The organism is Oceanisphaera avium, assembly GCF_002157875.1.
GTDB lineage: Bacteria > Pseudomonadota > Gammaproteobacteria > Enterobacterales > Aeromonadaceae > Oceanimonas > Oceanimonas avium.
This window is the reverse complement of sequence record NZ_CP021376.1, coordinates 720755-745454: the sequence shown is the minus strand read 5'-3', so window position 1 is coordinate 745454 and position 24700 is coordinate 720755. Positions and strand designations below refer to the sequence as shown.

Annotated in this window: 21 protein-coding genes, 2 tRNA genes and 1 pseudogene; 10 read left to right on the top strand and 14 right to left on the bottom strand. The window is 46.3% G+C overall.

The annotated features are described in order from the left end of the window. Nucleotides 1-61 precede the first annotated feature (61 nt). The gene (ubiT, locus tag CBP12_RS03360) at nucleotides 62-613 is read left to right on the top strand and encodes a ubiquinone anaerobic biosynthesis accessory factor UbiT (protein WP_157420035.1); all 552 of its coding nucleotides are present in this window, start codon (nucleotides 62-64) and stop codon (nucleotides 611-613) included. On the opposite strand, the gene nrdD is transcribed toward ubiT, so the two are convergent. Together nrdD and nrdG are read right to left on the bottom strand one after the other, a co-directional pair. Further along, on the bottom strand, nucleotides 610-2418 hold the full coding sequence (gene nrdD, locus CBP12_RS03355) for an anaerobic ribonucleoside-triphosphate reductase (RefSeq protein ID WP_086962947.1): 1809 nt from the start codon (nucleotides 2416-2418) through the stop codon (nucleotides 610-612). The genes ubiT and nrdD overlap by 4 nt on opposite strands. 34 nt (nucleotides 2419-2452) lie before the next feature. Then, a complete protein-coding gene (nrdG, locus tag CBP12_RS03350; protein ID WP_086962945.1) occupies nucleotides 2453-2911 on the bottom strand; it encodes an anaerobic ribonucleoside-triphosphate reductase activating protein in 459 nt (152 codons plus the stop codon). Nucleotides 2912-3381: 470 nt separating this feature from the next. Between nrdG and CBP12_RS03345 the strand changes: the two genes are divergently transcribed. Beyond that, complete coding sequence (locus CBP12_RS03345; RefSeq protein WP_086962943.1) at nucleotides 3382-4956, top strand: FMN-binding glutamate synthase family protein; 1575 nt, start codon at nucleotides 3382-3384, stop codon at nucleotides 4954-4956. 41 nt (nucleotides 4957-4997) lie between these two features. Here CBP12_RS03345 and cobB read toward each other — a convergent pair whose 3' ends face one another. The 9 genes from cobB to CBP12_RS03300 all read right to left on the bottom strand — a co-directional run bounded on the left by cobB (nucleotide 4998) and on the right by CBP12_RS03300 (nucleotide 13523). Further along, a complete protein-coding gene (cobB, locus tag CBP12_RS03340) occupies nucleotides 4998-5699 on the bottom strand; it encodes a Sir2 family NAD+-dependent deacetylase (protein WP_086962941.1) in 702 nt (233 codons plus the stop codon). Between the two features lie 168 nt (nucleotides 5700-5867). Then, nucleotides 5868-6182, bottom strand: coding sequence for an integration host factor subunit alpha (gene ihfA / locus CBP12_RS03335; protein ID WP_086962939.1), 315 nt, complete (start codon nucleotides 6180-6182; stop codon nucleotides 5868-5870). Between the two features lies 1 nt (nucleotide 6183). Next, nucleotides 6184-8571: a phenylalanine--tRNA ligase subunit beta gene (gene pheT / locus CBP12_RS03330; RefSeq protein ID WP_086962937.1), complete on the bottom strand. Its 2388-nt coding sequence runs from the start codon at nucleotides 8569-8571 to the stop codon at nucleotides 6184-6186. A gap of 15 nt (nucleotides 8572-8586) precedes the next feature. After that, on the bottom strand, nucleotides 8587-9570 hold the full coding sequence (gene pheS / locus CBP12_RS03325; protein ID WP_086962935.1) for a phenylalanine--tRNA ligase subunit alpha: 984 nt from the start codon (nucleotides 9568-9570) through the stop codon (nucleotides 8587-8589). Nucleotides 9571-9722: 152 nt separating this feature from the next. Next, a complete protein-coding gene (rplT, locus tag CBP12_RS03320; RefSeq protein WP_086962933.1) occupies nucleotides 9723-10082 on the bottom strand; it encodes a 50S ribosomal protein L20 in 360 nt (119 codons plus the stop codon). Between the two features lie 14 nt (nucleotides 10083-10096). After that, on the bottom strand, nucleotides 10097-10291 hold the full coding sequence (gene rpmI / locus CBP12_RS03315; protein ID WP_086962931.1) for a 50S ribosomal protein L35: 195 nt from the start codon (nucleotides 10289-10291) through the stop codon (nucleotides 10097-10099). Between the two features lie 73 nt (nucleotides 10292-10364). Next, complete coding sequence (infC, locus tag CBP12_RS03310; RefSeq protein WP_269765823.1) at nucleotides 10365-10862, bottom strand: translation initiation factor IF-3; 498 nt, start codon at nucleotides 10860-10862, stop codon at nucleotides 10365-10367. Between the two features lie 41 nt (nucleotides 10863-10903). Further along, nucleotides 10904-12838 (bottom strand): threonine--tRNA ligase, encoded by a 1935-nt coding sequence (gene thrS, locus CBP12_RS03305; RefSeq protein ID WP_086962927.1) that lies wholly within the window; start codon nucleotides 12836-12838, stop codon nucleotides 10904-10906. A 247-nt stretch (nucleotides 12839-13085) separates the two neighbouring features. Further along, entirely contained in the window at nucleotides 13086-13523 is a 438-nt protein-coding gene (locus tag CBP12_RS03300) for a tellurite resistance TerB family protein (RefSeq protein WP_086965343.1), read from the bottom strand. Nucleotides 13524-13662: 139 nt separating this feature from the next. Between CBP12_RS03300 and CBP12_RS03295 the strand changes: the two genes are divergently transcribed. Together CBP12_RS03295 and CBP12_RS03290 are read left to right on the top strand one after the other, a co-directional pair. Next, nucleotides 13663-14409, top strand: a complete 747-nt coding sequence (locus CBP12_RS03295; RefSeq protein ID WP_086962925.1) for a pteridine reductase — start codon at nucleotides 13663-13665, stop codon at nucleotides 14407-14409. Between the two features lie 76 nt (nucleotides 14410-14485). Continuing rightward, on the top strand, nucleotides 14486-14689 hold the full coding sequence (locus tag CBP12_RS03290) for a CPXCG motif-containing cysteine-rich protein (RefSeq protein ID WP_086962923.1): 204 nt from the start codon (nucleotides 14486-14488) through the stop codon (nucleotides 14687-14689). A gap of 95 nt (nucleotides 14690-14784) precedes the next feature. On the opposite strand, the gene CBP12_RS03285 is transcribed toward CBP12_RS03290, so the two are convergent. Further along, nucleotides 14785-15390, bottom strand: coding sequence for a riboflavin synthase subunit alpha (locus CBP12_RS03285; RefSeq protein ID WP_086962921.1), 606 nt, complete (start codon nucleotides 15388-15390; stop codon nucleotides 14785-14787). 127 nt (nucleotides 15391-15517) lie between these two features. Here CBP12_RS03285 and CBP12_RS03280 point away from each other — a divergent pair, with 127 nt between their 5' ends. From CBP12_RS03280 to CBP12_RS03265, 4 genes are all read left to right on the top strand, one after another. After that, nucleotides 15518-16897, top strand: coding sequence for an MATE family efflux transporter (locus CBP12_RS03280; protein ID WP_198341882.1), 1380 nt, complete (start codon nucleotides 15518-15520; stop codon nucleotides 16895-16897). Continuing rightward, entirely contained in the window at nucleotides 16866-17948 is a 1083-nt protein-coding gene (locus CBP12_RS03275; RefSeq protein WP_232455138.1) for a DUF3080 family protein, read from the top strand. Before CBP12_RS03280 ends, CBP12_RS03275 begins: the two co-directional genes overlap by 32 nt. 105 nt (nucleotides 17949-18053) lie before the next feature. Continuing rightward, a tRNA-Val gene (locus tag CBP12_RS03270) sits at nucleotides 18054-18130 on the top strand. Nucleotides 18131-18153: 23 nt separating this feature from the next. Then, nucleotides 18154-18230, top strand: a tRNA-Val gene (locus tag CBP12_RS03265). Between the two features lie 156 nt (nucleotides 18231-18386). Here CBP12_RS03265 and CBP12_RS03260 read toward each other — a convergent pair. Together CBP12_RS03260 and CBP12_RS03255 are read right to left on the bottom strand one after the other, a co-directional pair. Beyond that, entirely contained in the window at nucleotides 18387-19526 is a 1140-nt protein-coding gene (locus CBP12_RS03260; RefSeq protein WP_086962917.1) for a glycerate kinase, read from the bottom strand. A gap of 157 nt (nucleotides 19527-19683) precedes the next feature. Next, on the bottom strand, nucleotides 19684-20787 hold the full coding sequence (locus tag CBP12_RS03255; protein WP_086962914.1) for a sugar diacid recognition domain-containing protein: 1104 nt from the start codon (nucleotides 20785-20787) through the stop codon (nucleotides 19684-19686). Nucleotides 20788-21487: 700 nt separating this feature from the next. On the opposite strand from CBP12_RS03255, the gene CBP12_RS03250 reads away from it, so the two are divergent. Further along, nucleotides 21488-23410, top strand: coding sequence for a PrkA family serine protein kinase (locus CBP12_RS03250; protein WP_086962911.1), 1923 nt, complete (start codon nucleotides 21488-21490; stop codon nucleotides 23408-23410). A 21-nt stretch (nucleotides 23411-23431) separates the two neighbouring features. Beyond that, nucleotides 23432-24699, top strand: a pseudogene (locus tag CBP12_RS03245) (YeaH/YhbH family protein). Nucleotide 24700: the final 1 nt, after the last annotated feature.

The following is a 24700-nucleotide window of genomic DNA, read 5'->3' as shown; positions in this document are numbered from 1 at the left end:
CGCCCTCTTCAATAATTACTTGATTTACATTAATGCTCAGCCAATGGGATTTGTTATCTTCATGGCACTTTATTCTTTTAGTGAGTTAAGTTGTATGAATGCCAAACAGTTTTTAATTCATAATGTGCTAAATACGCTGCCCAAAGTGGCCAAACACACCGTTAATTGGCTGCCCCCTATTGCTTGCCAGTTCACTTTAGAGCGGTTATTTAACCAGTTCTTTAAAAAAGAGCTGGCGGGCGGGGATCTGCAGTTTATGGAGCAAAAATGGGTACGCGTGAAAGTACAAGATCTTAACGTTCATTTTTCCATCTCAGTCGTTAATCACCATCAACAGCCCAGCCTTAAGGTACAACCTCACTTAACTGAGGCAGATGTGGCGCTGGCCGGTGATATGGAAGACTTAATGTTGTTAATGACCCAACAAGTGGATCCCGACACCTTGTTCTTTCGCCGCAAACTCAGCCTTAGCGGTGATACCGAGTTGGGCTTGCAGCTTAAAAACTTTCTCGACACCATTGAGCTGCAAACCCATTTACCCGCCTTCGCTCACCAGTGGTCTAGCCTGCTCGCCGAACAACTGATGGATCGCCACCACAAACGGGCGGCTTAACTCGCCTTGGCGACGGGGATTTGTTGTTGAGAGTCGCGGTGATAATGGCGCAGGGCATGCTCTTTACGTCGCCCTGCGCTATAAGCAGAGACGCGCTTTAAGTAGCCAATCACTCGCGAGGCATGATCTATATCTAGTGACTGACACGCAGAGCAGCGAGCCAGCGTGCGCTTATCTATGTGCTCACACTCATTACAAATGGTAATTTTTACGTTGATACAAAAGTAATTACAGCCAGTACGAGCAGCAATATTAAACAAGGCTAAGTAACCCGCACTAGAGAGCGCTTCTTCAAGGTTAAGATGCAGTGCCGAGCCGCCATCGAGATAGTCTATTAGCTCTCTCCCATGCAACATAAACTTATCAAGCGCATTGGTCTCTTCATCTTCAACGATATAAAAATAAGAGTTATAACAATCGCGAGACACTAAATAGCCATCATTGGCATCCCACTGGGCATTTTTAACGCCTAAGTTTTCAGCGGGTACAAATTCAGTATTAAACATGTAGCCAAACTCAGCTTTAGCTAGCTTGTTAGCATCATAAATCACCTTTAAATGCCGGCGCACAAAGTCTTTATAGGGGGCATTGTTACCCACACTAATGCCTTGGGACTCCGCCGCCTCGGCCATGCCATTAATACCAATGGTTAAAAATTGCTTATCTAAACTAATAAAGCCTGCCTCGTATACTGTGAGTAAGCCCGCCGCTAAGTAATCCTCCATAAGGTGGCGATAGGCCACTTGATATTGATGGATTTTACGAAGCTCCACCGCTAAGTCTCGGCCATCTTGTACTAAGCGATTCATGTTAATGGTAATCACATTAATAGAGCCAGTTGCCACGCCGCCGGCACCCAGCGTATAGGAAAAGGTGTTGTCGGCAATTTCACTGCGCAACCGACAGCAAGATGCAAGCGAGTCGGCGTTATCAGATAAGTAGACAAAAAACGAGCTGCCTTTGGCCATATGGTCGGCCATTTCTTTGGCAAACACTTGGTCTTTGCACTCGTTTTCGTGAGTTAGCATAGCGGCCGTGACCACTGGGAAAGTGAGAATGGTTTTACTGCGCTCGTCATTAAACCAATCAAGAAAGAAGTTTTGTAACTGGGCAACACTTGACCAGCTCGGCTTGGTGAAGTCAGGGAACACAAACTCGCCAAACATACTGTCAAAATAATAACGGTCGTACAGTGAGATATTCCAAAATACACTTTGGTAACCGCGCGCCGCTGCAGGCTGATTCAGTGCATACACGACATGCTGTAAGTGATTAGCAATGTGCTTAGGATGGGTATTGAGATAATCGTCGCCATAATCACGGCGCGCAAAATAATCAAAATAAGTTAAAAATTCAACGGTCGCGACCGCGCCGGCAAATTGAGCACTGACCGCAAACACAAAGTTCACGAAGGTGCCGCAAAATGATTCTAAGTGTTTAGGACCTTGAGACTCGCCGCCAAGCTTAGTCAGACCATCTCGTAAAAAAGGATACATAGTCACTGACACACAATAAGGCTTTAAGCTGGTCTCATCGTGGACATAAATTTCATGGTCTTCAATTTGGCGTACATACTCGGCAGCCAAGTCCTCCCCAAACAGCGCACTTATTTTGTTACTCACTTGGGCGCGATTAACTTGTACAAAAAAGTCTTTCATTAATTCTGTTTCTAATGTGGCCACGTTTTTTTGAGTCACATTAGCGTTAGCATCCATCTTAGAGCCATCGGCAGCATTCTCAGCCTGCAAATAGTCTTGAATAAATTGCAACTTATTATCAATTTGCCCTTCGGTAAGTCGTAACATAATTTCTCTCTCGTTAATGACAGCGGCGAAACGGTTATGGCGCTCGCCAAAAGTGCTGGTTTAAACATGCTCCACTGGCGAGGTGGACAAAGCGCTGGTTGGTATTAGGGCTATCAAGCCCGCCTAAGGCGGCGATCCAAGGACCCGTCTTAAGATAATCCAGCTCTGCTTGCAGCTCGCCAGAAACCGTGTCTAAGCCAGTGTAGAGGCAAGTTTTTAACCCTTTCTCCTTAGCCAAGCGCAATAAGGGTAAGAGTGCATGAGGTTGCCATTCGCCTCCTAAAAACAGCACGCAGCTAATCAAGTCTTGATACAGCATCAGTCGCGCTAATAAATAGTCTTGAGTTAGGGCTTGCCCACTGCCTTTAGGCCAAGTATCTACGCTATGGCATCCCTTACATCCCACCGGACAACCGGAGATGGTGTAAGCGAGAGAGGTTTCTCCCGGGACTTCTTGCCACACTATCTGCTCATGGCTGTAATGCAAAACCATCTCAAAACCCCATATATTGTGTTTAATAATTTATTAAGCACTAAATGTGGTGATCACCATAGACCTACTGTTTTTTGCAGGATTGATCTAAATCAAGCAAATGCTGCTTGTAAGACTCAATTTTCAGCTTAAAAATGCGCGTTTTTTGTAGATTAAACACTCACTAACCTGCAACGCTATAAGCCACACAGGGAGCGAGATTTCAGCCCTGCTCGGTGTGAGAGATAAAAATTTAGGGTGTTTTTTAAGATTTTTGCTTAAGGATCGTGCTTAACATGAGGAAATGTTGGCAAATAACACGCTAGAAAATAACGCAATATCATTACGATGCAGGCGCGATGCGCTACGCTGAAAGCAGCAAGCTATAGAGCGGGTTATAACTAAGTTGAAAAAACGTTAACAATTACATCTTGCAGGGCGTTATTAAAGTACGCAAACTAAAAACTTCGCGCATAACTATAGGGATTGGTATGTATCGCACGCATTTTATTACACTATCTATTATTATTTTAAGTTTGTTAGCTGTTGCCACTATTTACTGGCCACCGAGTTTGTATTTATTAATCCTGGGTGTGGCATTAACGATTGTTGGAGTCAGAGATCTTAGCTCTTCAACTAACGTATTAAATAATTACCCAGTGATCGGCCACTTACGCTACTTACTGGAATTTATCCGCCCCGAATTACGCCAATATTTTTTTGAGTCAGAATTTAGTGGCCGCCCTTTTAATCGCATGCAACGCACTTTAATCGAGCACAGAGCCGCTAATAAATCCGATGCTTCCCCTTTTGGCACCCTGTATGATTTTGATGCGCCGGGTTTTAATTACGCCGAACACAGCTTAGCCCCTAAAGAAGTGCCCAGTGAGGTGCTGCGCATTAAGGTTGGCGGCCCGCAGTGCAGCCAGCCTTATTTAGCCTCGCGATTAAATATTTCGGCCATGAGCTTTGGTGCGCTGTCGGCGCCGGCGGTTTCAGCTCTTAATTTAGGGGCCGCGCGCGGTGGATTTGCGCATAACACCGGTGAGGGCAGCATTAGCCCTTATCATTTAGAGCACAATGGTGATTTGATCTGGCAGATTGGGACGGCTTACTTTGGTTGTCGTACCCCTGAGGGGCGTTTTTCCCCTGATTTATTCGCAGAAAAAGCGCAACTTAAGCAAGTAAAAATGATTGAACTTAAGCTTAGCCAAGGCGCTAAGCCGGCTCATGGCGGCTTGTTATTAGCCAGTAAAATAACGCCAGAAATCGCCGATACCCGCCTTATTCAATTGGGTAAAGACTGTGTGTCACCACCGAGTCATAGTGAATTTAGCACGCCCATTGGTTTATTGAAGTTTGTAGAGCAATTACGCGCACTATCGGGCGGTAAGCCAGTAGGCTTTAAGATGTGTTTAGGAAAACGCTCTGAGTTTTTAAGTATTTGTAAAGCAATGTTAGAAACAGGTATTTTGCCTGACTTTATTACCATTGATGGCGCTGAAGGTGGCACAGGTGCGGCACCCCAAGAGTTTTCGGACAGTTTAGGAAATTATATTAATGAGGCGCTGCCCTTTGTAAATCAATGTCTAATTGGGGTAGGCCTAAGAGAGCATATTCGCTTAATAGCCAGCGGTAAGGTGGCGCTGGGCTTTGATTTAGTTTTAAAGTCAGCATTAGGTGCGGATATGTTTAATGCGGCGCGCCCCTTTATGTTTTCATTAGGCTGTATACAAGCGCGGCGTTGTCATACTAATGAATGCCCAACCGGTGTCACCACCCAAGATCCTAGTCGTAATAAAGCGATTAAGGTAGATGAAAAAGGCATAGCGGTCAGCCATTACCATACTAATACCTTAAATGCATTTAGGGAGTTAGTGGGCGCAATGGGATTAGATCATCCCGATAAGTTAACTCCTGCAATGATTTATCACCGCCAAGAATATGCCAGAGCGCAGCCATTTATATTGTCTGTCGATACTTTATTGCCTAAGCAGCTCCTCGGTGAGGATATTCCCGCCTCTTATGCCGAGCTGTGGCAGGCAGCAAGTGCTGAGCAATTTTAATCGTTAACCCTTACCTAAAAAGCCAGCCATCGTCTGGCTTTTTATTGGCTTAATAATTGCTCCACATACTTCACTACTTCCACCGTAGCTAGGCCATAGATATGCTCGGCAAAATGGCTTTTGCCGTGGCTGGGCTCGAGATTAATTTCTAAGGTATGGGCATGGTGCATGGCGGCCTCATGCACTAAGCCGGCCGCTGGATAGACGTTGCCTGAGGTCCCTATTGAGATAAATAAAGCGGCTTCACTTAAGGCGTGATAAATTTTATCTAATAATAAAGGCATTTCACCAAACCACACCACATGCGGGCGCAGCTGCTCAGGAAACTGACAGCATTGGCACAAATCTGTGTTATGTAAATCACCAGGCCAATCTATGGTTTGATTGCTGTGAGGGCAGCGGGCTTTAAGCAGCTCGCCATGCATATGCAATACATTGCTACTGCCTGCGCGCTCATGCAGATCATCTATATTTTGCGTGACGACTGTAACCGTACTAGGCCAATTTGCTTCCAACTTAGCTAAGGCAAGATGAGCCGCATTGGGTTCAACGGTGTGCAGTAGCTGGCGGCGATCATTATAAAATTGATTCACTAATTGCGGATCGCGCTCAAAGCCCTCGGGAGTGGCCACATCTTCAATGCGGTGCTCTTCCCATAAGCCATCACTGGCTCTAAATGTTCTGATCCCTGACTCAGCCGAAATTCCCGCGCCGGTGAGGATCACAATATTACCTTTGCGCACAGGTCAGTCCTTTTTTTCGATTACTCTTAACATGAGCCATAGGCTAACAGCAGGCCCTAGCCGCTGCCAATAAGGCCTTAGTCTTAATTAAAGGGCGGCTAAAGTAATAGTCCTCTTTGCCCTGCCCTTTAGTGTATAAAAAAAGCCAGGCTGAGCGCCTGGCTTATCTTATTTATCAGCCTCATTAGCTTTAGGTGGCGCAATATTTTCAACGCGCGCTTTAAGCTTTTGCCCGGGTCTAAATGTCACCACACGACGGGCAGAAATGGGTATGTCTTCACCGGTTTTAGGATTGCGCCCTGGCCGTTCGGCTTTATTGCGCAATTCAAAATTACCAAACCCTGAAATTTTCACTTGTTCACCTTGCTCTAAGGCTAAGCGGATCTCTTCAAAGAAGGCTTCCACCATCTCCTTCGAGTCTCGCTTAGATAACCCCAGATCGTTAAACAAATGTTCGGCTAAATCGGCTTTAGTTAAGGCCATATTAATCCCTCAAGGATGCACTGAACTCATCCGAAAGTGCCGAAACGATGCGTGCAACTGTATCGGCAATTTCTTTTTCTTCCAAGGTACGATGCGTATCTTGCAATATCAAGCTAAGCGCTAAGCTCTTCTTGTTGTCACTAATACCCTCACCTTGGTATACGTCGAACAAGTTTAAGCCAACCAATTGATTTCCGCCAACTTTCCTAACTAAATCAAGGATATCGCCTGCAGCTACCTCAGTATTTACTACCAATGCTAAGTCGCGACGATTAGCGGGGAAGCGCGATATTTCAACGGCTTCGGGCACATGGCGCTGAGTAAGTGCGCTAAGCTCAATTTCAAAGACATAGGCTTGTGACTTAAGCCCAAGTTTCTTTAATAAGCTAGGGTGTAAGGTGCCTAGTACCCCTACTTCTTGGCCTTTATATAACACAGCGGCTGCTTGGCCGGGGTGCAGGCTAGTGATATCGGTGCGCACTAGGCTAAAGTCTAATTCATGACCACTAATGGCAATCAGTGATTCTAGATCGCCCTTAATATCAAAAAAATCAGCCGCCTTTTGGCTAATATCCCAATGCTCACCATGCACAGTGCCCATAATTAGCCCTGCTAATTTAGGCGTTTGCTTAACGCCGTTTTCAGCGTTGTCATCGGGTACAAAAGTCAGCCCTTGTTCAAAAAACCGTAACCGCGATTGCTGGCGATTTTGGTTATATACCGCCGCTTGAATTAATCCAGGCCATAAAGACACCCGCATTGCTGACATATCCGCGGCTATGGGGTTAGGTAACACCATGGCCTTAACGTTAGGGAATAATAATTGCTGCTGTGCGGGATCTACAAAGCTATAAGTAATGGCTTCTTGATAACCTAAATCAACCAATGCTTCTTTTAAGCGATTAAGGGGCAGCCTAGCTTCACTATGTTTAGACATAGTTAAGCCCGCCACCGGCGCTTGATTAGGAATATTGTTATAGCCATAGACTCGGGCTACTTCTTCTATCAAGTCTTCTTCGATGCTGATATCAAAGCGATAACTCGGCACTTGAGCCTGCCAGCCCTCGGCTGTTTTGGTCACGTTTAAGCCAAGGCGGCTGAGCATGTCGGTCACTTGCTCGGCATCGATCTCAATGCCGATGGTGCTATTTAGCTTGCTATGGCGCAAAGTGACTTTTTTGGCGCTGGGTAAGTGTGACTCAGAGACAGCTTCCACGATCGGCCCTGCTTGGCCACCACAAATGTCGAGCAATAAGGCAGTCGCACGCTCCATCACTTTTTGTTGCAGCTGATAATCTACGCCGCGCTCAAAGCGATGAGAAGAGTCGGTATGCAAACCATAACTGCGCGCGCGTCCCGTAATGGCAAGCGGATTAAAAAACGCGCACTCTAATAATACATCTTGAGTAGTGTCGGTTACTCCTGTGGCTTTACCACCAAAAATACCCGCCATTGCAATGGCTTGCTCGTTATCGGCAATCACTAAGGTGTCGCTATTTAAGCTCACTTCTTGGCCATCGAGTAGCACTAGCTTTTCATCTTGTTCAGCTAAGCGCACATTAATGTCGCCACTAAGAGTGCTTAGATCGAAGGCATGCATCGGCTGGCCCCACTCAATCAGCACAAAGTTAGTGACATCGACCACAGGGTCAATCGCGCGCAGGCCGCTACGACGCAGTTTTTCTTGCATCCATAGTGGTGTGGTGGCATTCATATTAATATTTTTAACCACTCGCGATAAATAACGAGGGCAGGCATCCGGTGCGCTTACATTGATGGCTACGCTTTCTTCAATAGCGGTAGGCACGGCGTTAATCTCTGGCCAGTTAACAGCAGTTTGCGTTAACACACCCACTTCACGAGCGACACCGGCCATGCTTAAGCAATCGGCGCGATTAGGCGTAAGATCAATCTCAATGATGCTGTCATTAAGCTGCAAGTACTCGCGAACACATTCGCCAATAGGGGCATCTTGAGGCAGTTCAATAATACCGCTAGAGTCGAGATCGATGCCCAGCTCACCATAAGAGCACAGCATGCCATTAGAGGCTTGACCGCGCAGCTTGGCTTTTTTAATTTTAAAATCACCCGGTAACACCGCACCGACCACGGCGACCGCCACTTTTAAGCCAGTGCGACAATTAGGCGCTCCGCACACGATATCGAGTAATTCATCATGACCGACATTGACTTTGGTCACTTGTAATTTATCAGCATCGGGGTGTTGGGCGCATTCCACCACTTCCCCTACGACCACTTGATTAAAATCACCGGCGACGGGTTCAATGCCATCGACTTCCAGACCCGCCATGGTAATGAGCTCAGCCAGTACTTCTTTGCTTAGACCTGGGTTTACCCACTCATCTAGCCATGTTGTTGAAAATTTCATGTTAGTTCCCGTCGCTTAACTAAATTGCTTAAGAAAACGTAAGTCGTTTTCGAAAAAGGCACGCAAGTCGTTCACGCCATAACGCAACATAGTGAGTCGCTCCACGCCCATACCAAAGGCAAAACCGCTGTAGCGTTCAGGATCTATGCCCACCGAGCGCAGCACATTCGGGTGCACCATGCCGCAACCTAACACTTCTAGCCATTTACCGTTTTTACCCATCACGTCCACTTCGGCGCTGGGCTCGGTAAAGGGGAAGTAGGAGGGACGAAAACGAATTTCTAAATCTTCTTCGAAGAAGTTATGCAAAAAGTCATGCAACACGCCTTTTAATTGAGCGAAGCTGACATGTTCATCGACCAAGAGCCCTTCCACTTGATGGAACATGGGAGTATGAGTTTGATCGTAATCGTTACGATAGACGCGACCTGGCGAAATAATGCGAATAGGTGGCGTTTGATGTTGCATGGTGCGAATTTGCACGCCCGAGGTTTGAGTGCGCAGCATTAAGTCGGGATTAAAATAAAAGGTGTCATGATCAGCGCGCGCGGGGTGGTGTGCAGGAATATTGAGCGCATCAAAATTATGAAAACCGTCTTCAATTTCTGGACCTTCAGCCACTTGAAAACCAAGCTCGCCAAAAAAAGACTCGATACGCTTAATAGTACGGCTCACCGGATGCAGTCCGCCTATCGCTTGGCGACGCCCGGGCAAACTAATATCTAAGGTTTCTGAGGCCAATTTTTGATTTAACTCGGCAAGCTGCAACGCTTCACGCTTGCTATTTAGCGCATCATTCACCGCTTGCTTGGCACGGTTTATCACTTGACCCGCAGCCGGGCGCTCTTCGGCAGACAACTTACCCAGTGCTTTTGATTGTTCGGTAAAAATGCCTTTTTTACCCATATAGTGCACCCGGATGTCATCCAGCTCGGCGGCGGTGGCGACGGCCAGGATCTCCGCCTGTGCTTTGACGATTACGTCTTGCAGCTGATCCATGTATTCCTCTTGCTTGCCCGCATATGCAGGCACGTAAAAAATTTGAAGAGCTTGATAATAAAGGATTTATGACTTTTCTGCTACCGTTCTACCTAGTAGCAACAACAAAAAAGGAGGCCAAGGCCTCCTTTTTTAGTGCATCGACTTAACGATTATGCAGCCAACGCTTCTTTTGCTTTGCTAACCAAAGCGGTGAAAGTGGTCTTATCGTGTACGGCGATATCAGCCAAAATCTTACGGTCGATTTCAACAGAGGCTTTTTTCAAGCCATTGATGAAGCGGCTGTAAGATAAACCGTTCTGACGGCTTGCAGCGTTAATACGCGCAATCCACAGCTGACGGAACTGACGTTTTTTAGCACGACGGTCACGGTATGCATATTGACCGGCTTTAGTTACTGCTTGAACCGCTACGCGATATACGCGTGAACGAGCGCCGTAATAACCTTTAGCTTGCTTTAGTACTTTTTTGTGACGAGCGCGAGCGGTCACACCACGTTTAACTCTTGCCATGATCTAATATCCTCTTAAGCGTAGGGCAGCATTGAATGAACTTGTGCAACATCAGATGCTGCAACCAAGTTAGTTCCACGTAGGTGGCGCTTACGCTTGGTGCTCTTCTTAGTCAGGATATGGCTGGTGTGTGATTGTTTACACTTAAAACCACTCGCGGTTTTCTTAAAGCGCTTAGCAGCGCCTTTATTCGATTTCATCTTCGGCATAACAACTCCGCATTGTTAATAACAACAAACAGTTAAGGTGAGCTGAGCGAATTGCCCAGCTACTTGCAAAACCTTACTGTTTTTTCTTTGGGGCTAGCACCATGACTGCTTGGCGGCCTTCCATTTTAGGGAATGCCTCCACGACGGCCAATTCATCTAAATCCGCTTTAATACGGTTTAGCAAATCAAACCCAAGGTCTTGGTGCGCCATTTCACGACCGCGAAAACGCAGTGTGATTTTGGCTTTGTTGCCCTCTTCTAAAAAGCGAACCAGGTTGCGTAGCTTTACCTGGTAGTCGCCATCATCAGTGCCAGGGCGGAACTTCATTTCCTTTACCTGGATCTGTTTTTGTTTTTTCTTCTGTTCTTTAGTCGCCTTACTCTTCTCGTAGAGAAATTTACCGTAATCCATCAAACGGCAAACAGGCGGTTCGGCATTGGGACTGATCTCAACTAGGTCAACACCGGCAGTGGCAGCAATTTCTAGTGCCTCTGCGATAGGGACCACGCCCATAGGATCGCCTTCCAGGCCGACTAAGCGAACTTCTGGTAGTCGGATCTCTTCATTCAGTCGATTGCGAGGAGCTGGTTTGCTCCCTCTTTTAGCGCCTTTTATAACCTATCCTCCACTGTTTTCTTTCCGCGAGTTTGGACTTCTTGCTGTATTAGCAAGCTCAGCTCTCCAACATCGAAGACGCCTAAATCCAGGCCTTTCCGGGTACGAACCGCTACTTTGCCGGCTTCGACTTCTTTGTCGCCACAAACCAGCATGAAAGGTACCCGCTTCAGAGTGTGCTCGCGGATTTTAAAGCCTATTTTCTCATTTCTCAAGTCCGCTTTAGCTCTAATGCCAAGATTATTCAGACTTTTGCTGAGATTGAGTGCGTAATCTGCCTGATTATCGGTAATATTGAGCACTACCACCTGAGTGGGAGCTAACCAAGTCGGGAACAGACCTGCGTATTCTTCAATCAGAATACCGATAAAACGCTCGATCGAGCCTAGGATAGCACGGTGAATCATAACCGGCACGTGGCGTTCGTTGTCTTCACCCACATAACTGGCGTTCAAACGTCCAGGCAAAGCAAAATCGAGTTGTATAGTACCACATTGCCACGCCCGATTCAGGCAGTCATGGAGCGTAAACTCAATTTTAGGACCATAGAAGGCGCCTTCACCCGGTTGTAAGACATACTCTATATTCGCCGCAGTGAGGGCTTCTTGTAATGCAAGCTCCGCAGAGTCCCAAGCTTCATCGCTGCCAATACGCTCTTCTGGGCGGGTAGAGAGTTTAACGGCGATATCGGTAAAGCCAAAGGTTTGGTAGGTGTCATACACCAGCTTTATACAATCAGACACTTCTGACTGCACCTGCTCTTCGGTACAAAAGATATGGGCATCATCTTGGGTAAAGCCACGCACCCGCATTAAGCCGTGTAACGCGCCACTGGGCTCATTACGGTGGCAGCTACCAAACTCACCCATACGCAGCGGCAAGTCACGATAGGACTTTAAACCTTGGTTAAAAATTTGTACGTGACCGGGGCAGTTCATGGGCTTAATCGCATAATCGCGATTTTCTGAGTGAGTAGTAAACATATACTCAGAATATTTATCCCAGTGTCCTGAGCGCTCCCATAACACGCGGTCCATCATCAATGGGCCTTTCACTTCTTGGTAATCATATTCACGCAGCTTATCGCGCACAAACTGCTCAAGCTCACGAAAGATAGTCCAGCCATCGTGATGCCAAAACACCATGCCCGGCGCTTCTTCTTGCATATGATATAAGTCGAGTTGTTTCCCAATGCGTCTGTGATCGCGCTTAGCGGCTTCTTCTAGTTGCAACAAATAACCATTTAGCGCTTTCTTATCGGCCCAAGCGGTACCGTAAATGCGCTGCAGCATCTTATTTTTAGAATCGCCGCGCCAATAGGCGCCGGAGGTTTTTTGCAGTTTAAAATGTTGGCAAAACTTCATGCTGGGCACATGAGGGCCACGGCACATATCGATATATTCCTCATGGTGATAGAGACCGGGTCTATCATCTTGACTGACATTTTGATCGAGAATTTCGATTTTATAAGGTTCGTGGCGCTCAGCAAAGGTGTCTCTGGCTTCTTGCCAGCTGACTTTTTTCTTAATAACGGGGTAATCGGTCTTTACCAGCTCTTTCATGCGCGCTTCTAGCTTCACCAAGTCTTCTTCAGTCAAGGTGTGGTCAAGATCGACATCATAATAAAAGCCATTATCAATCACCGGACCAATCGCCATTTTAGTCTGCGGCCATAGCTGCTTAATAGCATGCCCTAATAAGTGCGCACAGGAGTGGCGTAATATGGCGAGACCGTCTTCATCTTTAGCGGTAATGATGGCAAGTTTAGCGTCGTGCTCTATCAGCTCACAGGCATCCACTAATTGACCATTGATGCGCCCAGCAATACAGGCCTTGGCTAAACCTGGGCCTATGTCTTTCGCCACATCCATCACAGAAACGGCTTGTTCAAAATGGCGCTGGCTGCCATCGGGAAGGGTAATTGTTGGCATGAATAATCCTTAACAGTGGTGCACCCTACCAAAGCGCACATGTAGTGTATAAAAATGAACCTGATTTTGCCGATAGCTGATAAGTTGTTAGCTAAGTGCAAGCTTCATTACGGCCCAACTGTCTGACACACTTTGTCAGCGACGCTCAGCTTAACGCCACCAAGCTAACGGTGGGTGAGTTGGCAAGAGTTGAGGGCGCATATTTTAGCAGAAAGCCGCTCAGGCGACCATGCTAGCGAGCTTAAATTTAAGATTTTTGTAGCGCTTGCTCTTTAAGCCAAATAAAGCGGCTATGAGGAATATATAAAAGCTCTGCCACTTGGCGGATCACGCCCTCTTCTTCCGGATCTAAATAATCATCAGTAAAGGCCAGTAGCCATAATGAAGACAACAATTGCTCACGCTCTGTGATGGGTAAGTTTTTTAACTCAGTAGTAAATTCATATAAAGACACCACATCTTGCTGCTGAGCAAGGGTATCGTTAAGAAGTTGCTGGATAACGTGTTCAGACTGGCCCGTCAAACGGCGTAATAACTGCGCCATTCTCGCATGCTCGGCTTGACTGGCTTTACCGTCGGCTAGCATCACTTCTGCTAGCAAGGCGGCCATGGCCATTTCTTTACTGGGGCCGGTGGTGTCTTTTTGTGCATCTAAACTAAGTAACTGTTTGAGTTGATTGAGCATAAGCACCTCTGCTTGGGCGGTGGTAACATAGTAAATTAGCAAGCAAGGCTCACTAACACTCAGTGTTTACGATGTTTGCCTATGTCTATGAAGATGTAAACCTCATTGTTAATTCGCCCTCTTCTAAAAAGGAGCTTTTATGTCCGGGGCAGTCATAGTGGTGACAGGAGCCGCTAAGCGAATTGGCGCAGCAATCAGCCGCCATCTGCACCAGCAAGGATATCGTTTAGTCTTGCATTATCACCGCAGCGCAGCAGAAGCGGAGCAATTAGCGAGGGAGCTTAATGCAAAACGAGCAAACAGCGTGAGTTTAGTCTGCCAAGATTTGACTCAACTAGCGCAGCTAGAGGGTCTAGTGGCCAAGCTTATTGGCTGTTATGGACGAGTAGATGGCTTAGTTAATAATGCCTCTAGCTTTTATGCTACTCCCTTGGCAAGCAGCACGCCCGCACAGTGGCATGATTTATTTAGCACTAACGCTGCTGCACCCTACTTTCTTTGCCAAGGCTTAGCGCCACAGCTGATTAAGCACCAAGGGGCTATCGTAAATATGGTGGATATTCATGCCGAAAAAGGGCTAAGCCAACATTTAATATACAGCATGGCCAAAAACGCCTTAATTACGCTCACTCGTGGCTTAGCTTGCGAGCTTGCGCCCCAAGTGCGCGTTAATGCGATTGCGCCAGGTGCTATTTTGTGGCCAGAGCAGCCGTTAACTGCAACACAAAAAAAGCATATTTTAGCCAGTATCCCTATGGCGCGCTTAGGTGACCCTCAAGACATAGCGCAAACGGTAGAGTTTTTATTACAAGGCCCCCGCTATTTAACCGGAGAGATAATTACGCTAGATGGGGGGCGCTCAATCCAAGGCTTACCCGATGCGTAGCAAAACACAGAGTGAAAATTGAGTTAGGCTAAAACGGACTGAGCAATAAAAATGATTCAACATTTAGGAGTTAGCGATGCGCGATTTTTTACAACGTACTCTTGCTTGCCCCCACTGTGGTGAGCCAACCGACTTAAACATAGATGGCTCACAAGGCGATCAAGATTACTATGAGGATTGCACGGTTTGTTGTCATCCGATGCATGTGCGTGTTACGCGCAATGAATTAGCTGACAAATTGGAAGTGCGCGTGGATGCCGATGATGAGCAGATATTTTAGGTAAGATGTATTTAGTAACACATTTGTATGTTGGCATAACTAAATGTGGCACCTTATATTAACGCTAAAGCAGCGGTCGTGGCCGCTGCTTGGTATTAACGGCTGGCCATGACGCGCTCAACTGTGTCAACAATAGCTTGAGTTTGTGGATCAATTTCAAGATTTGCCTGATAACCAGGTTGAACTGTACCTAAATTAGTGCGGGTCAGTGTTTCAGGAATAAGGTGTACGGCAAAGCGGTTATTATCCACCTGCCCCACCGTTAAGCTAATGCCATCGATGCCAATATAACCTTTGGTAAACACATACTTGGCCAGCTCTCTAGGTAAACTAAACCACAAAGTAGTATTGGTGTCAGTTTCTATTCGCTCTGCTAATTCAGACATCGCCATAATATGACCCGACATCGCATGGCCACCAATATCATCGCCAAAGCGGGCAGCGCGCTCTAGGTTAACCTGATCCCCTACCTTAAGCCGGCCTAGGTTAGTCACCCGCAGCGTTTCTTGCATTAAGTCAAAATGTACCTGTTGGTCATTAATTTTTGTCACGGTAAGGCAACAGCCATTATGAGCCACTGACGCACCCAGTGCTAACCCCGGTAACAGCTCACTAGGGAGCGAGACCACATGAGTACGAAAGTCTATTTTATCTATAATCTCTACTATTAGCCCTTGGCCTTGAACGATTCCGGTGAACATGGTTTTCCTTTATAAATTCAGTTTAAGATAATCAGGGAACAGGCTATATTGCCCCTCGCTGTCAGACCTTGTTTAGCGACAGCGCGCTTGCCCGCCTTTTTTACTAATGAGATACACCATGGCGTTAATGCCCTACCTCAGAGAAATTCCCCGTTTATTGCGCTTATGTGGCCCTATTTTAGTGGCACAGATGGCACAAACCTTAATGAGCTTTGTGGACACGCTAATGGCGGGGCAAGTGAGTGCTACCGATCTTGCTGCCGTAGCGGTAGCGACCAGTTTTTGGCTGCCGCTCATATTATTAGTCCAAGGCGTTATTATGGCGCTAACGCCCATCATATCGCAATTAAATGGCGCTCGCCGAGAAAGCGAGATAGCCAGTGCTGTGCATCAAGGTTTTTGGCTTACGCTCTTGGTAACGGTGCCCGCCATGTTAGCGCTTTATTATTCGCCGCAGGCCTTGCATTGGATGCATGTTGAGCCTGAGCTTGCTCATAAAACCACTGGCTACTTACATGCTATTTTATGGGGCATGCCCGCCTATGCGCTGTATCAAGTGCTGCGTAACTTTAGTGAAGGCCTGTCTCATACTTGGCCCACTATGATGCTTGGATTTATTGGCTTGGTGGTAAACGTGCCGGCTAACTATATTTTAATTCACGGTAAATTTGGTTTTCCTGCTCTTGGCGGTGTGGGCTGTGGGTATGCCTCTGCCCTCGTGTTTTGGGTGTTACTAATTGGCATGGTCATTTACAGCCGCTACTGTGCGCCTTTAAAAAACTTTTATATTTTTAGCTCGTTCTCAATGCCAGATTGGCCACAAATAGCGCGGATCTTTAAATTAGGTTTTCCTATTGCGCTGGCTATTTTTTGCGAAGTGACACTCTTTACGGTAGTAGCCTTATTATTGGCCCCCTTTGGACCAGAAATTGTGGCGGGACATCAAATTGCTATTAATTTTTCTAGTCTTATCTTTATGATCCCCCTCAGTTTGGGCATGGCGATGACCATACGCGTGGGTCACACCTTAGGTGAAAACCAACCAGAGCGCGCCAAACGCATTAGCATTATTGGCATTATTTTTGGCTGTGCAGTAGCCCTGTTGTGTGCCTTGGCGACCGTCGCGGGCCGCTATTGGATTGGCGGCCTCTATACCGATAATGCCCAAGTGCTAGAGTTAGCAGCCAGCTTATTATTACTGGCGTCTTTATATCAAATTTCTGACTCGGCACAGGTAATTGCCGCTGCCGCCTTGCGCGGCTATAAAGACACTCAAACCATTTTTTATATTACTTTTGTCGCATTTTGGCTATGCGGTTTACCTATCGGTATGATCTTGGGCTTAACTAATTGGTGGGTCCCTGCCATGGGGCCCCATGGCTTTTGGTTAGGTTTTTTAGCAGGCTTAACCTTAGCTGCAACGGCTTTACTTTGGCGCTTAAGGGTTATCTATGCTCGTGTGGAAAACAATCGTCGTGCTCACTTGCCTTTGGTTGATGGCATGTAGTCCAGCAGATCCGCCCAAGGCACATTTTACCACCTATCTGACTCGCGTAGCTAAGGTGTTAGAGGCACCCGCACCTGTGCTACAGCCGCCGCCCGCGCTACCGGCGTTACCTGCTCAACGAAAATTAACAATCCCAGTGCCTCGTATTCGCTCTGGTTTAATAGAAACCCTTAAACTTAACCATTGTGATATTTTAGGCTTAGTAGCCCTGCACAATAGTCCATTAGGTAAAAGCCAAACCTCAGCGTGGCAATTTGCTTATCATTTTCAGTTTCAACAGCAACTACAGCAGTGTTTAGTACAGCTAACCGCACTGCCCAACACTGAACAAGAAGAAGAGCTGCCACTACTCATTAGTTGGTTAAATGATCTGGCTCAGAAAAAGGCGCCGCAGTTATCGCTTTATTACTGGAATATGATGGTGGCAGAGCCAGATATTCGCGACGCATTAAGTCCTGCGAGTAAGAGTCTGGCTTTTTCCGCCCAACCGGGTTTTCAAGAAACGCTGCGTGCTTTTCAATTGTTTAAACGCTTGCATCAGTCTTTAGCCCAAGCGAGCAGCGCGCCTTTTATAATCCGTGATGAAGAAACAGCCAGCCTTGAGCAAGAGCTAAGCCAAGCCCTTAAGGGCTTATATAAAAATGACTATTTAGGCCAGCTTTTTTACTCTCTACACGCCAGTGCTCATTATCTTGAGCAAAGCATTGAGTTTTTATCCGCGCTGGACACCCTTCATTGCCAAGGCGCACAAGCGATCAAAGGCGAGCGGCTAAATAATGCTATGCAGCATTATTACATCAAGGATATTCAGGCTTATTTAGCGCAACTCGATCGCCAATTTGTGGCCCTAGCTCCCCTAATCGCCACCAGCCTTAGTCCACTTGAGCCCCAAAGCGCGCATAAAGCACAGCGCATGGCCGCATATCGCACCACACTGGCCAGCGGGTTAGACAGTCTTATATATGTGCGTTATCGCGACTTAACGCTCGAACATGCAAAAGTGTGGCAACATTTCCTTAAACGCTGTCAACTTTCACCAACGCGCCGCTAAGTCTGGCTAAAATAGCGCATAAGTTGTGCAACTACTTGAGTCTCAATAGAAAAGACTTGCCAGCGTGAGTGGGCTTAGCTAACATTGCGCTCGCTTAGCAGTAACGCGTCCTTAGCTCAGTTGGTTAGAGCACTACCTTGACATGGTAGGGGTCGGTGGTTCGAATCCACTAGGACGCACCAATTTACTTAATAAGCACTCTTTTGCGTCCTTAGCTCAGTTGGTTAGAGCACTACCTTGACATGGTAGGGGTCGGTGGTTCGAATCCACTAGGACGCACCAAACATAAAAAAGCCCGCTCATTGAGCGGGCTTTTTGCTTTCCCTCCGCTGAGGAGGCAATGGTGAGTAAAAAGAAGTAACACACGGAATGTTCAGGTAAGGAGCAAGGCCTGTCACCCTACTCCTCCCCTCTTATCCCTCTTGGCTCACAAAAAACTTACTTCGCCTGCATCGCCATAACGGTGGCTATGTTCTGTGCGGTAAAAATAACGTTTTCTTCGGCATCAGCAAAGGCTTCTTTTAAGGTCATTACCCGCGGCATAATAGAGAATACCGCATCAATACCGTGCTCAGTTACTACCGCCACATCGGCACTTAAGCTGCCAGCTATGCCAATCACTGGAATATCATACAATTTGGCAGTTTTAGCCACACCGATTGGCGTCTTACCAAAAATGGTTTGACTATCTAAGCGCCCTTCACCAGTGATCACCAGATCTGCACCTTTTACCCACTCTTTCAAGTTAGTGGCTTCTACGACTATCTCAATACCTGGCTTAAAGGTGGCCTTCATAAAGGTCATCATGCCAAAGCCCATGCCACCGGCGGCACCCGCACCTGAAGTATTGCGCTGATCGCTATACCCACTTTTTACAATCACGTCGGCCAGATGAGTCAGTGCTTTTTCTAATACGACACGCTTTTGGGCAGTCGCTCCTTTTTGCGGGCCAAAGATTTCAGTGGCGCCGCGCTCACCCAGCAGAGGGTTATCCACATCACAAGCCACTTCAAAGGTACATTCCGCCATGGCCGGGTGTAACTCGCTTAAGTCGATAGTCGCTACTTCCATTAATGCAGCGCCACCGTCTTTAATACTATGACCTTGAGCATCACTAAATTTAGCACCCAATGACATCAGCATACCAATGCCTGCATCATTAGTCGCACTGCCACCCAAACCGACAATAATGTGGCGCACACCGGCATCTAGAGCGTGGCGTACCAGCTCACCGGTGCCACGTGAAGTGGCGGTACAAGGGTCACGCTCTTCTTGGGCCACATGGTGCAAACCCGAAGCTGACGCCATTTCAATCACGGCTGTGTTGCCATCCCCTAATAAGCCATAATGAGCCTCTACTTGATTACCGGCCGGACCGGTCACTTGGGTGCGAACGATTTTACCGTCGGTCACAGCTACCAAGGCTTCCACTGTGCCCTCGCCGCCATCTGCCATGGGCACTAACACATACTCTGCATCGGGATAAACCGTTTGAAAACCGGCTTTAACGGCCTGGGCGACTTCTAATGCGGTTAAACTTTCTTTAAAAGAATCAGGAGCAATAACAATCTTTTTCATGTCAGTACCTTAAGTGAGAGGGCAAATGATAAATACAGTATCGGTGTTTTAAACAGAAAAGACTATGTGCAAATGCACAGTTAAAAAGCGTTCTTTTTGTGCACTCGTGTTACAAAACCTTGCCAGTCGTTAAAGAGAGCCCAACAAAGCAACCCGCTTAATCAAGAATGAGCTTACCTAGATATAACCGAAATAGCTGATCGAGATTTTTATAATTAACTCCTGTTAGCGCTTGAATTTTTTCTAAGCGATTACGCAAAGTATTACGGTGAATATTGAGTAACTGAGCACAAGAGCCCATATCATTAGCAGAAGATATTAGCGTGCTTAAAGTAAGCCTTAAGACCCCATTTTTATCTTGTGCCATCAGCGCCCGATATTCTTTAGTTAACTCCGCTAAATGCCACCCTTGGGCAACGGCATTAATAATAATTTTTTCTTTATGCGGCTCATAGTAATAGCTGGTTACTCTTGCATCCTTTACTTGCGCATCGCTCACCATGCCATGGGCAAGAGCCGCATTGGCTGTTGCTTGAGACAAGGCCAACTCTTGATAGCTATAGACAGTGGTCCCCACACCCAGCATGAACGGCACTTTAATCAAGTTAGTCAACTGGGCAATTTTACTGGCCATTGAACTGCCCTGCTCTACAATGACACTCATAGAGTCGCGATTAAAACAAAACAGACTATTAAGCATCAGCTCAAGTGCAGGAGTGAGCGCCAACCTGTGTTGTGCAAAATAATGTTGGGGAGTCGGTTTTAGGGTAAGACACACCGCCGGCAAACGCAGGCTTAATTGATAATGCTTTAATTGCGCCAATGCCTGGGTGTTATCACGCCCTTGGAGTAATTGCTTAACGCAATTTTCTTTTTCAATACTAAGCTGTAAAGCGGCGTCTTTTTCTCGGCTTTGTTCAATTAACAGCTCCGCGGTCATTTTTAACAAAGCGCCTAATTCACACACCTTATTCGGATCGCCGGTAATGCCCACCACTCCAATGCACTGTCCGTGGTATTCAATCGGCAAATTAACGCCTGGTTTAGCGCCAGCTAAATACCGAGTACTGGTGCTGTCGACGGTCACGGACTCTTGATGCTCAATAACCCAGCGGGCACCTTCATGCTCGCGCCCTAGCCGGCTAGCATCGGTGGAGGCCACGACTTTGCCCTGCTTATTCATGACATTAATATCGTAGGGGATCAGCCCTTTAGTGCGAGCGATAATTTTTTCAGCAATGCTATCTTCAATTTCAATCATGAATTTTTCTAAACACCAGCTAAATGGACGAAGACCGGCTTAAGATACCTTTTTTAAGCTGTTTTCTCCAAAGCGATGAGGTTGCTGCTGGTTTTTTTCATCAAACTTTTATTAAGATCTAGTATGTTGGCATAAACTAAAAATACGACCTCAGCCACGCCTTTACTTTTAAACTACAGTTCCATCAGCAGCTAACGTAAACGTAATCTACAATTCAGACAAAAAGAAACCCTCGCTGTGGAGGGTTAAAAAATAAACGGAAACGTGCTTAGACAGAGCTACACACCAACACGCGCACTTACAAATGGGTTGCGCCGATGTGTTAACAATTTAACTGCTACCCAAGATGAAGTCAACGCCCACTCATCTTTAAATCACAGCGAATAACGCCACATAAAAAAACACCTCACTTTACGTTAGCGGAAACCACATAAAAGAGGGATAACAAATAACCATACTTTATTTAAAAAGGCGCATTTAGCGTCTTTACCATATCTGTTGGTCAAGATATATGACTGCTTATCAAGGCTTTCAAAATTGTGGCCGGATTCTCAAAATCGTAGCTATTTCTGGATGTTACACAAGCGCGAACGACAAATCGTGACTAACCTTTTGGCAACAGAAACAAGAACTGTCTCAGGCTGGCGTGACTGTTCATGACCAACAATTAGCTTGAGTAGGCGCTATAGGGAGATAACACATGGGTATTTTCGAGCATTTCCAATCACGCTATGAAAAAGCCAAGGAAGAAGAGTATAGCTTGCAAGAGTTTCTTGAATTATGCCGAACGGATAAAGCCTGCTATGCCTCGGCAGCAGAGCGACTATTAATGGCCATTGGCGAGCCAGAAATGATAGATACGGCCCACACCCCGCGATTAAGCCGCTTATTTTCAAACCGTGTGGTCGCGCGCTACCCTGCCTTTGCCGAATTTTACGGCATGGAAGAAAGTGTCGAGCAAATCGTGTCTTATCTTAAGCACGCAGCCCAAGGCTTAGAAGAAAAGAAACAAATTCTATATTTATTAGGCCCAGTGGGAGGCGGTAAGTCTTCACTGGCAGAGTGCATTAAAACTTTAATGCAAAAAATGCCTATTTATCGTTTAAAAGGCTCGCCGGTAAACGATCATCCTTTTTGCTTATTTGATGCCACAGAGGATGGCGGTGTATTAGAGCAAGAATATGGCATTCCTAAGCGCTACCTTAGAACCATAATGTCACCTTGGGCGGTAAAGCGATTGCATGAATATGGCGGTGATATTAGCCAATTTAAAGTGGAGAAAGTCTACCCTTCAGTACTGGATCAAATTGCCATTGCTAAAACAGAGCCTGGAGATGATAACAACCAAGATATCTCCTCTTTAGTAGGTAAAGTCGATATTCGCCAACTTGAGCATTTCTCCCAAGATGATGCCGATGCCTATTCTTATTCCGGCGCGCTGTGTAAGGCAAATCAAGGCTTAATGGAATTTGTGGAAATGTTTAAGGCGCCCATTAAGGTGCTCCACCCACTGCTCACTGCTACCCAAGAGGGAAACTACAATGGCACCGAGGGGCTGTCCGCCCTGCCCTTTGATGGCATCATTTTAGCCCACTCTAATGAGTCAGAATGGCAACACTTTAAGCACAACCGCAATAATGAAGCCTTCTTAGATAGGGTGTATATCGTTAAAGTGCCTTATTGCTTAAGAGTCACTGAAGAGATAGAAATTTACCAAAAACTGCTAGATAACAGTGAGCTAGCCCATGCTAAATGTGCTCCCGGTACCCTAGAAGCGCTAGCCCAGTTTAGTGTGCTATCTCGTCTTAAAAGCCCAGAAAACTCAAATTTGTATTCCAAAATGCGCGTCTATAACGGCGAAAGCCTAAAAGACACCGATCCTAAAGCGAAGTCTTATCAAGAGTATCGCGATTACGGTGGCGTGGATGAGGGCATGAACGGGCTATCTACCCGCTTTGCTTTTAAAATATTGTCTCGGGTATTTAACTTTGACCACACGGAAGTGGCTGCCAATCCAGTGCATTTATTTTATGTGCTTGAGCAGCAAATTGAACGGGAGCAGTTTGCTCAAGAAACCCATGACCGCTATTTAGAATTTATAAAAGGCCATCTGATCCCCAAATACGTGGAGTTTATCGGTAAAGAAATTCAAACCGCCTATCTTGAGTCCTACTCTGAATATGGACAAAACATCTTTGATCGCTACGTCATCTATGCCGACTTTTGGATCCAAGACCAAGAATACCGCGACCCCGATACGGGCCAGTTATTTGACCGCGGCGCACTTAATGCTGAGTTAGAAAAAATTGAAAAACCAGCCGGCATTAGCAATCCAAAAGATTTTCGTAATGAAATCGTCAATTTTGTACTGCGTGCTCGCGCCAATAATGCGGGTAAAAATCCTAGCTGGACCAGTTATGAAAAGCTAAGAACCGTGATTGAGAAAAAAATGTTCTCCAATACCGAAGAGCTATTACCGGTTATTTCCTTTAATGCCAAAACCAGCGCCGATGAGCAAAAGAAACATGACGACTTTGTGGAGCGGATGATGGAAAAAGGCTATACCCGTAAACAGGTACGGTTGTTATCTGAGTGGTATTTGCGAGTGCGCAAGTCTACTTAACAGCAGAGTGTGGGGGAGAATATGGCGCATTTTATCGACAGACGACTCAATGGCCGCAATAAGAGCGCGGTCAATCGACAGCGCTTTATCCGCCGCTATCAGCAACAGCTTAAAAAAGCCGTCACGGATGCGGTGCTTAAACGCAGTATTAAAGATATGGACAATGGAGAAAGTGTCTCCATACCGGCTCGCGATATCTCAGAGCCTATTTTTCACCAAGGTAAAGGGGCTTAAGAGAGCACGTCCACCCGGGTAACGATCAGTTTATCGCCGGCGATAAAATAGACAGGCCATTAGGAGGGGGTGGCTCGGGTAGTGGTGCGGGGGAGGCAAGCAATCAAGGTGAAGGTCAAGATGACTTTGTATTTGATATCTCTAAAGATGAATATTTGGATCTGTTGTTTGATGGCTTAGCGCTACCTAACTTAGAAAAAAACAAACTCAATAAAATCAGTGAAATGAAAACATTTCGCGCCGGCTATTCAGCAGATGGTGTGCCTGCCAATATCAATATTGTGCGCTCACTTCGCCAATCACTGGCTCGGCGCATGGCCTTACAAGTAGGTAAGCGAAAATCACTCGCAGAGCTTGAACAAGAATTAGGCACGCTTAATCGCTACCCCGCTCAGCATTATGCACGCATTCTCGCACTTGAAGCTGAAATAGCCGAGCTTAAGCATCGTATTAACGCTGTACCTTTTATTGATACCTTTGACCTGCGCTTTAATAATTTTATACAGCGCCCTATCCCTTCAACTCAAGCGGTGATGTTTTGTTTAATGGACGTATCGGGCTCCATGGATCAAGCCACTAAAGACATCGCTAAACGTTTTTATTTATTATTATATTTATTTTTAAATCGCACTTACAAAAACGTAGAAGTGGTTTTTATTCGCCACCACACCCAAGCCAAAGAGGTAGATGAGCAAGAGTTTTTCTACTCGCAAGAAACCGGAGGCACCATTGTTTCCAGTGCGCTGCATTTAATGAAAGACATTATACAAGAGCGCTATCCTGCCGAGCAGTGGAATATTTATGCCGCTCAAGCTTCCGATGGCGATAACTGGGCTGACGACTCGCCTCTGTGTCGCTCGTTACTCAGCAGTGAGTTATTAAGTATGCTGCGCTACTACGCCTATATCGAGATCACTAACCGTGCTCATCAAAGTTTATGGCAAGAGTATCAATCCTTGGTAACAAACCATGCTAATTTTGCCATGGAGCACATCAAAACCGTGGAAGACATCTACCCGGTATTTCGTGAACTCTTCAAACAACAAGCGGCATGAG

What these genes read in the sequence shown, in the direction of transcription:
- ubiT (WP_157420035.1), top strand. Translation starts at nt 62, where the DNA reads ATGGCACTTTATTCTTTTAGTGAGTTAAGTTGTATGAATGCCAAACAG.
- nrdD (WP_086962947.1), bottom strand. Translation starts at nt 2,418, where the DNA reads ATGTTACGACTTACCGAAGGGCAAATTGATAATAAGTTGCAATTTATT.
- nrdG (WP_086962945.1), bottom strand. Translation starts at nt 2,911, where the DNA reads ATGGTTTTGCATTACAGCCATGAGCAGATAGTGTGGCAAGAAGTCCCG.
- CBP12_RS03345 (WP_086962943.1), top strand. Translation starts at nt 3,382, where the DNA reads ATGTATCGCACGCATTTTATTACACTATCTATTATTATTTTAAGTTTG.
- ihfA (WP_086962939.1), bottom strand. Translation starts at nt 6,182, where the DNA reads ATGGCCTTAACTAAAGCCGATTTAGCCGAACATTTGTTTAACGATCTG.
- pheT (WP_086962937.1), bottom strand. Translation starts at nt 8,571, where the DNA reads ATGAAATTTTCAACAACATGGCTAGATGAGTGGGTAAACCCAGGTCTA.
- pheS (WP_086962935.1), bottom strand. Translation starts at nt 9,570, where the DNA reads ATGGATCAGCTGCAAGACGTAATCGTCAAAGCACAGGCGGAGATCCTG.
- rplT (WP_086962933.1), bottom strand. Translation starts at nt 10,082, where the DNA reads ATGGCAAGAGTTAAACGTGGTGTGACCGCTCGCGCTCGTCACAAAAAA.
- rpmI (WP_086962931.1), bottom strand. Translation starts at nt 10,291, where the DNA reads ATGCCGAAGATGAAATCGAATAAAGGCGCTGCTAAGCGCTTTAAGAAA.
- thrS (WP_086962927.1), bottom strand. Translation starts at nt 12,838, where the DNA reads ATGCCAACAATTACCCTTCCCGATGGCAGCCAGCGCCATTTTGAACAA.
- CBP12_RS03300 (WP_086965343.1), bottom strand. Translation starts at nt 13,523, where the DNA reads ATGCTCAATCAACTCAAACAGTTACTTAGTTTAGATGCACAAAAAGAC.
- CBP12_RS03295 (WP_086962925.1), top strand. Translation starts at nt 13,663, where the DNA reads ATGTCCGGGGCAGTCATAGTGGTGACAGGAGCCGCTAAGCGAATTGGC.
- CBP12_RS03290 (WP_086962923.1), top strand. Translation starts at nt 14,486, where the DNA reads ATGCGCGATTTTTTACAACGTACTCTTGCTTGCCCCCACTGTGGTGAG.
- CBP12_RS03285 (WP_086962921.1), bottom strand. Translation starts at nt 15,390, where the DNA reads ATGTTCACCGGAATCGTTCAAGGCCAAGGGCTAATAGTAGAGATTATA.
- CBP12_RS03280 (WP_198341882.1), top strand. Translation starts at nt 15,518, where the DNA reads ATGCCCTACCTCAGAGAAATTCCCCGTTTATTGCGCTTATGTGGCCCT.
- CBP12_RS03260 (WP_086962917.1), bottom strand. Translation starts at nt 19,526, where the DNA reads ATGAAAAAGATTGTTATTGCTCCTGATTCTTTTAAAGAAAGTTTAACC.
- CBP12_RS03255 (WP_086962914.1), bottom strand. Translation starts at nt 20,787, where the DNA reads ATGATTGAAATTGAAGATAGCATTGCTGAAAAAATTATCGCTCGCACT.
- CBP12_RS03250 (WP_086962911.1), top strand. Translation starts at nt 21,488, where the DNA reads ATGGGTATTTTCGAGCATTTCCAATCACGCTATGAAAAAGCCAAGGAA.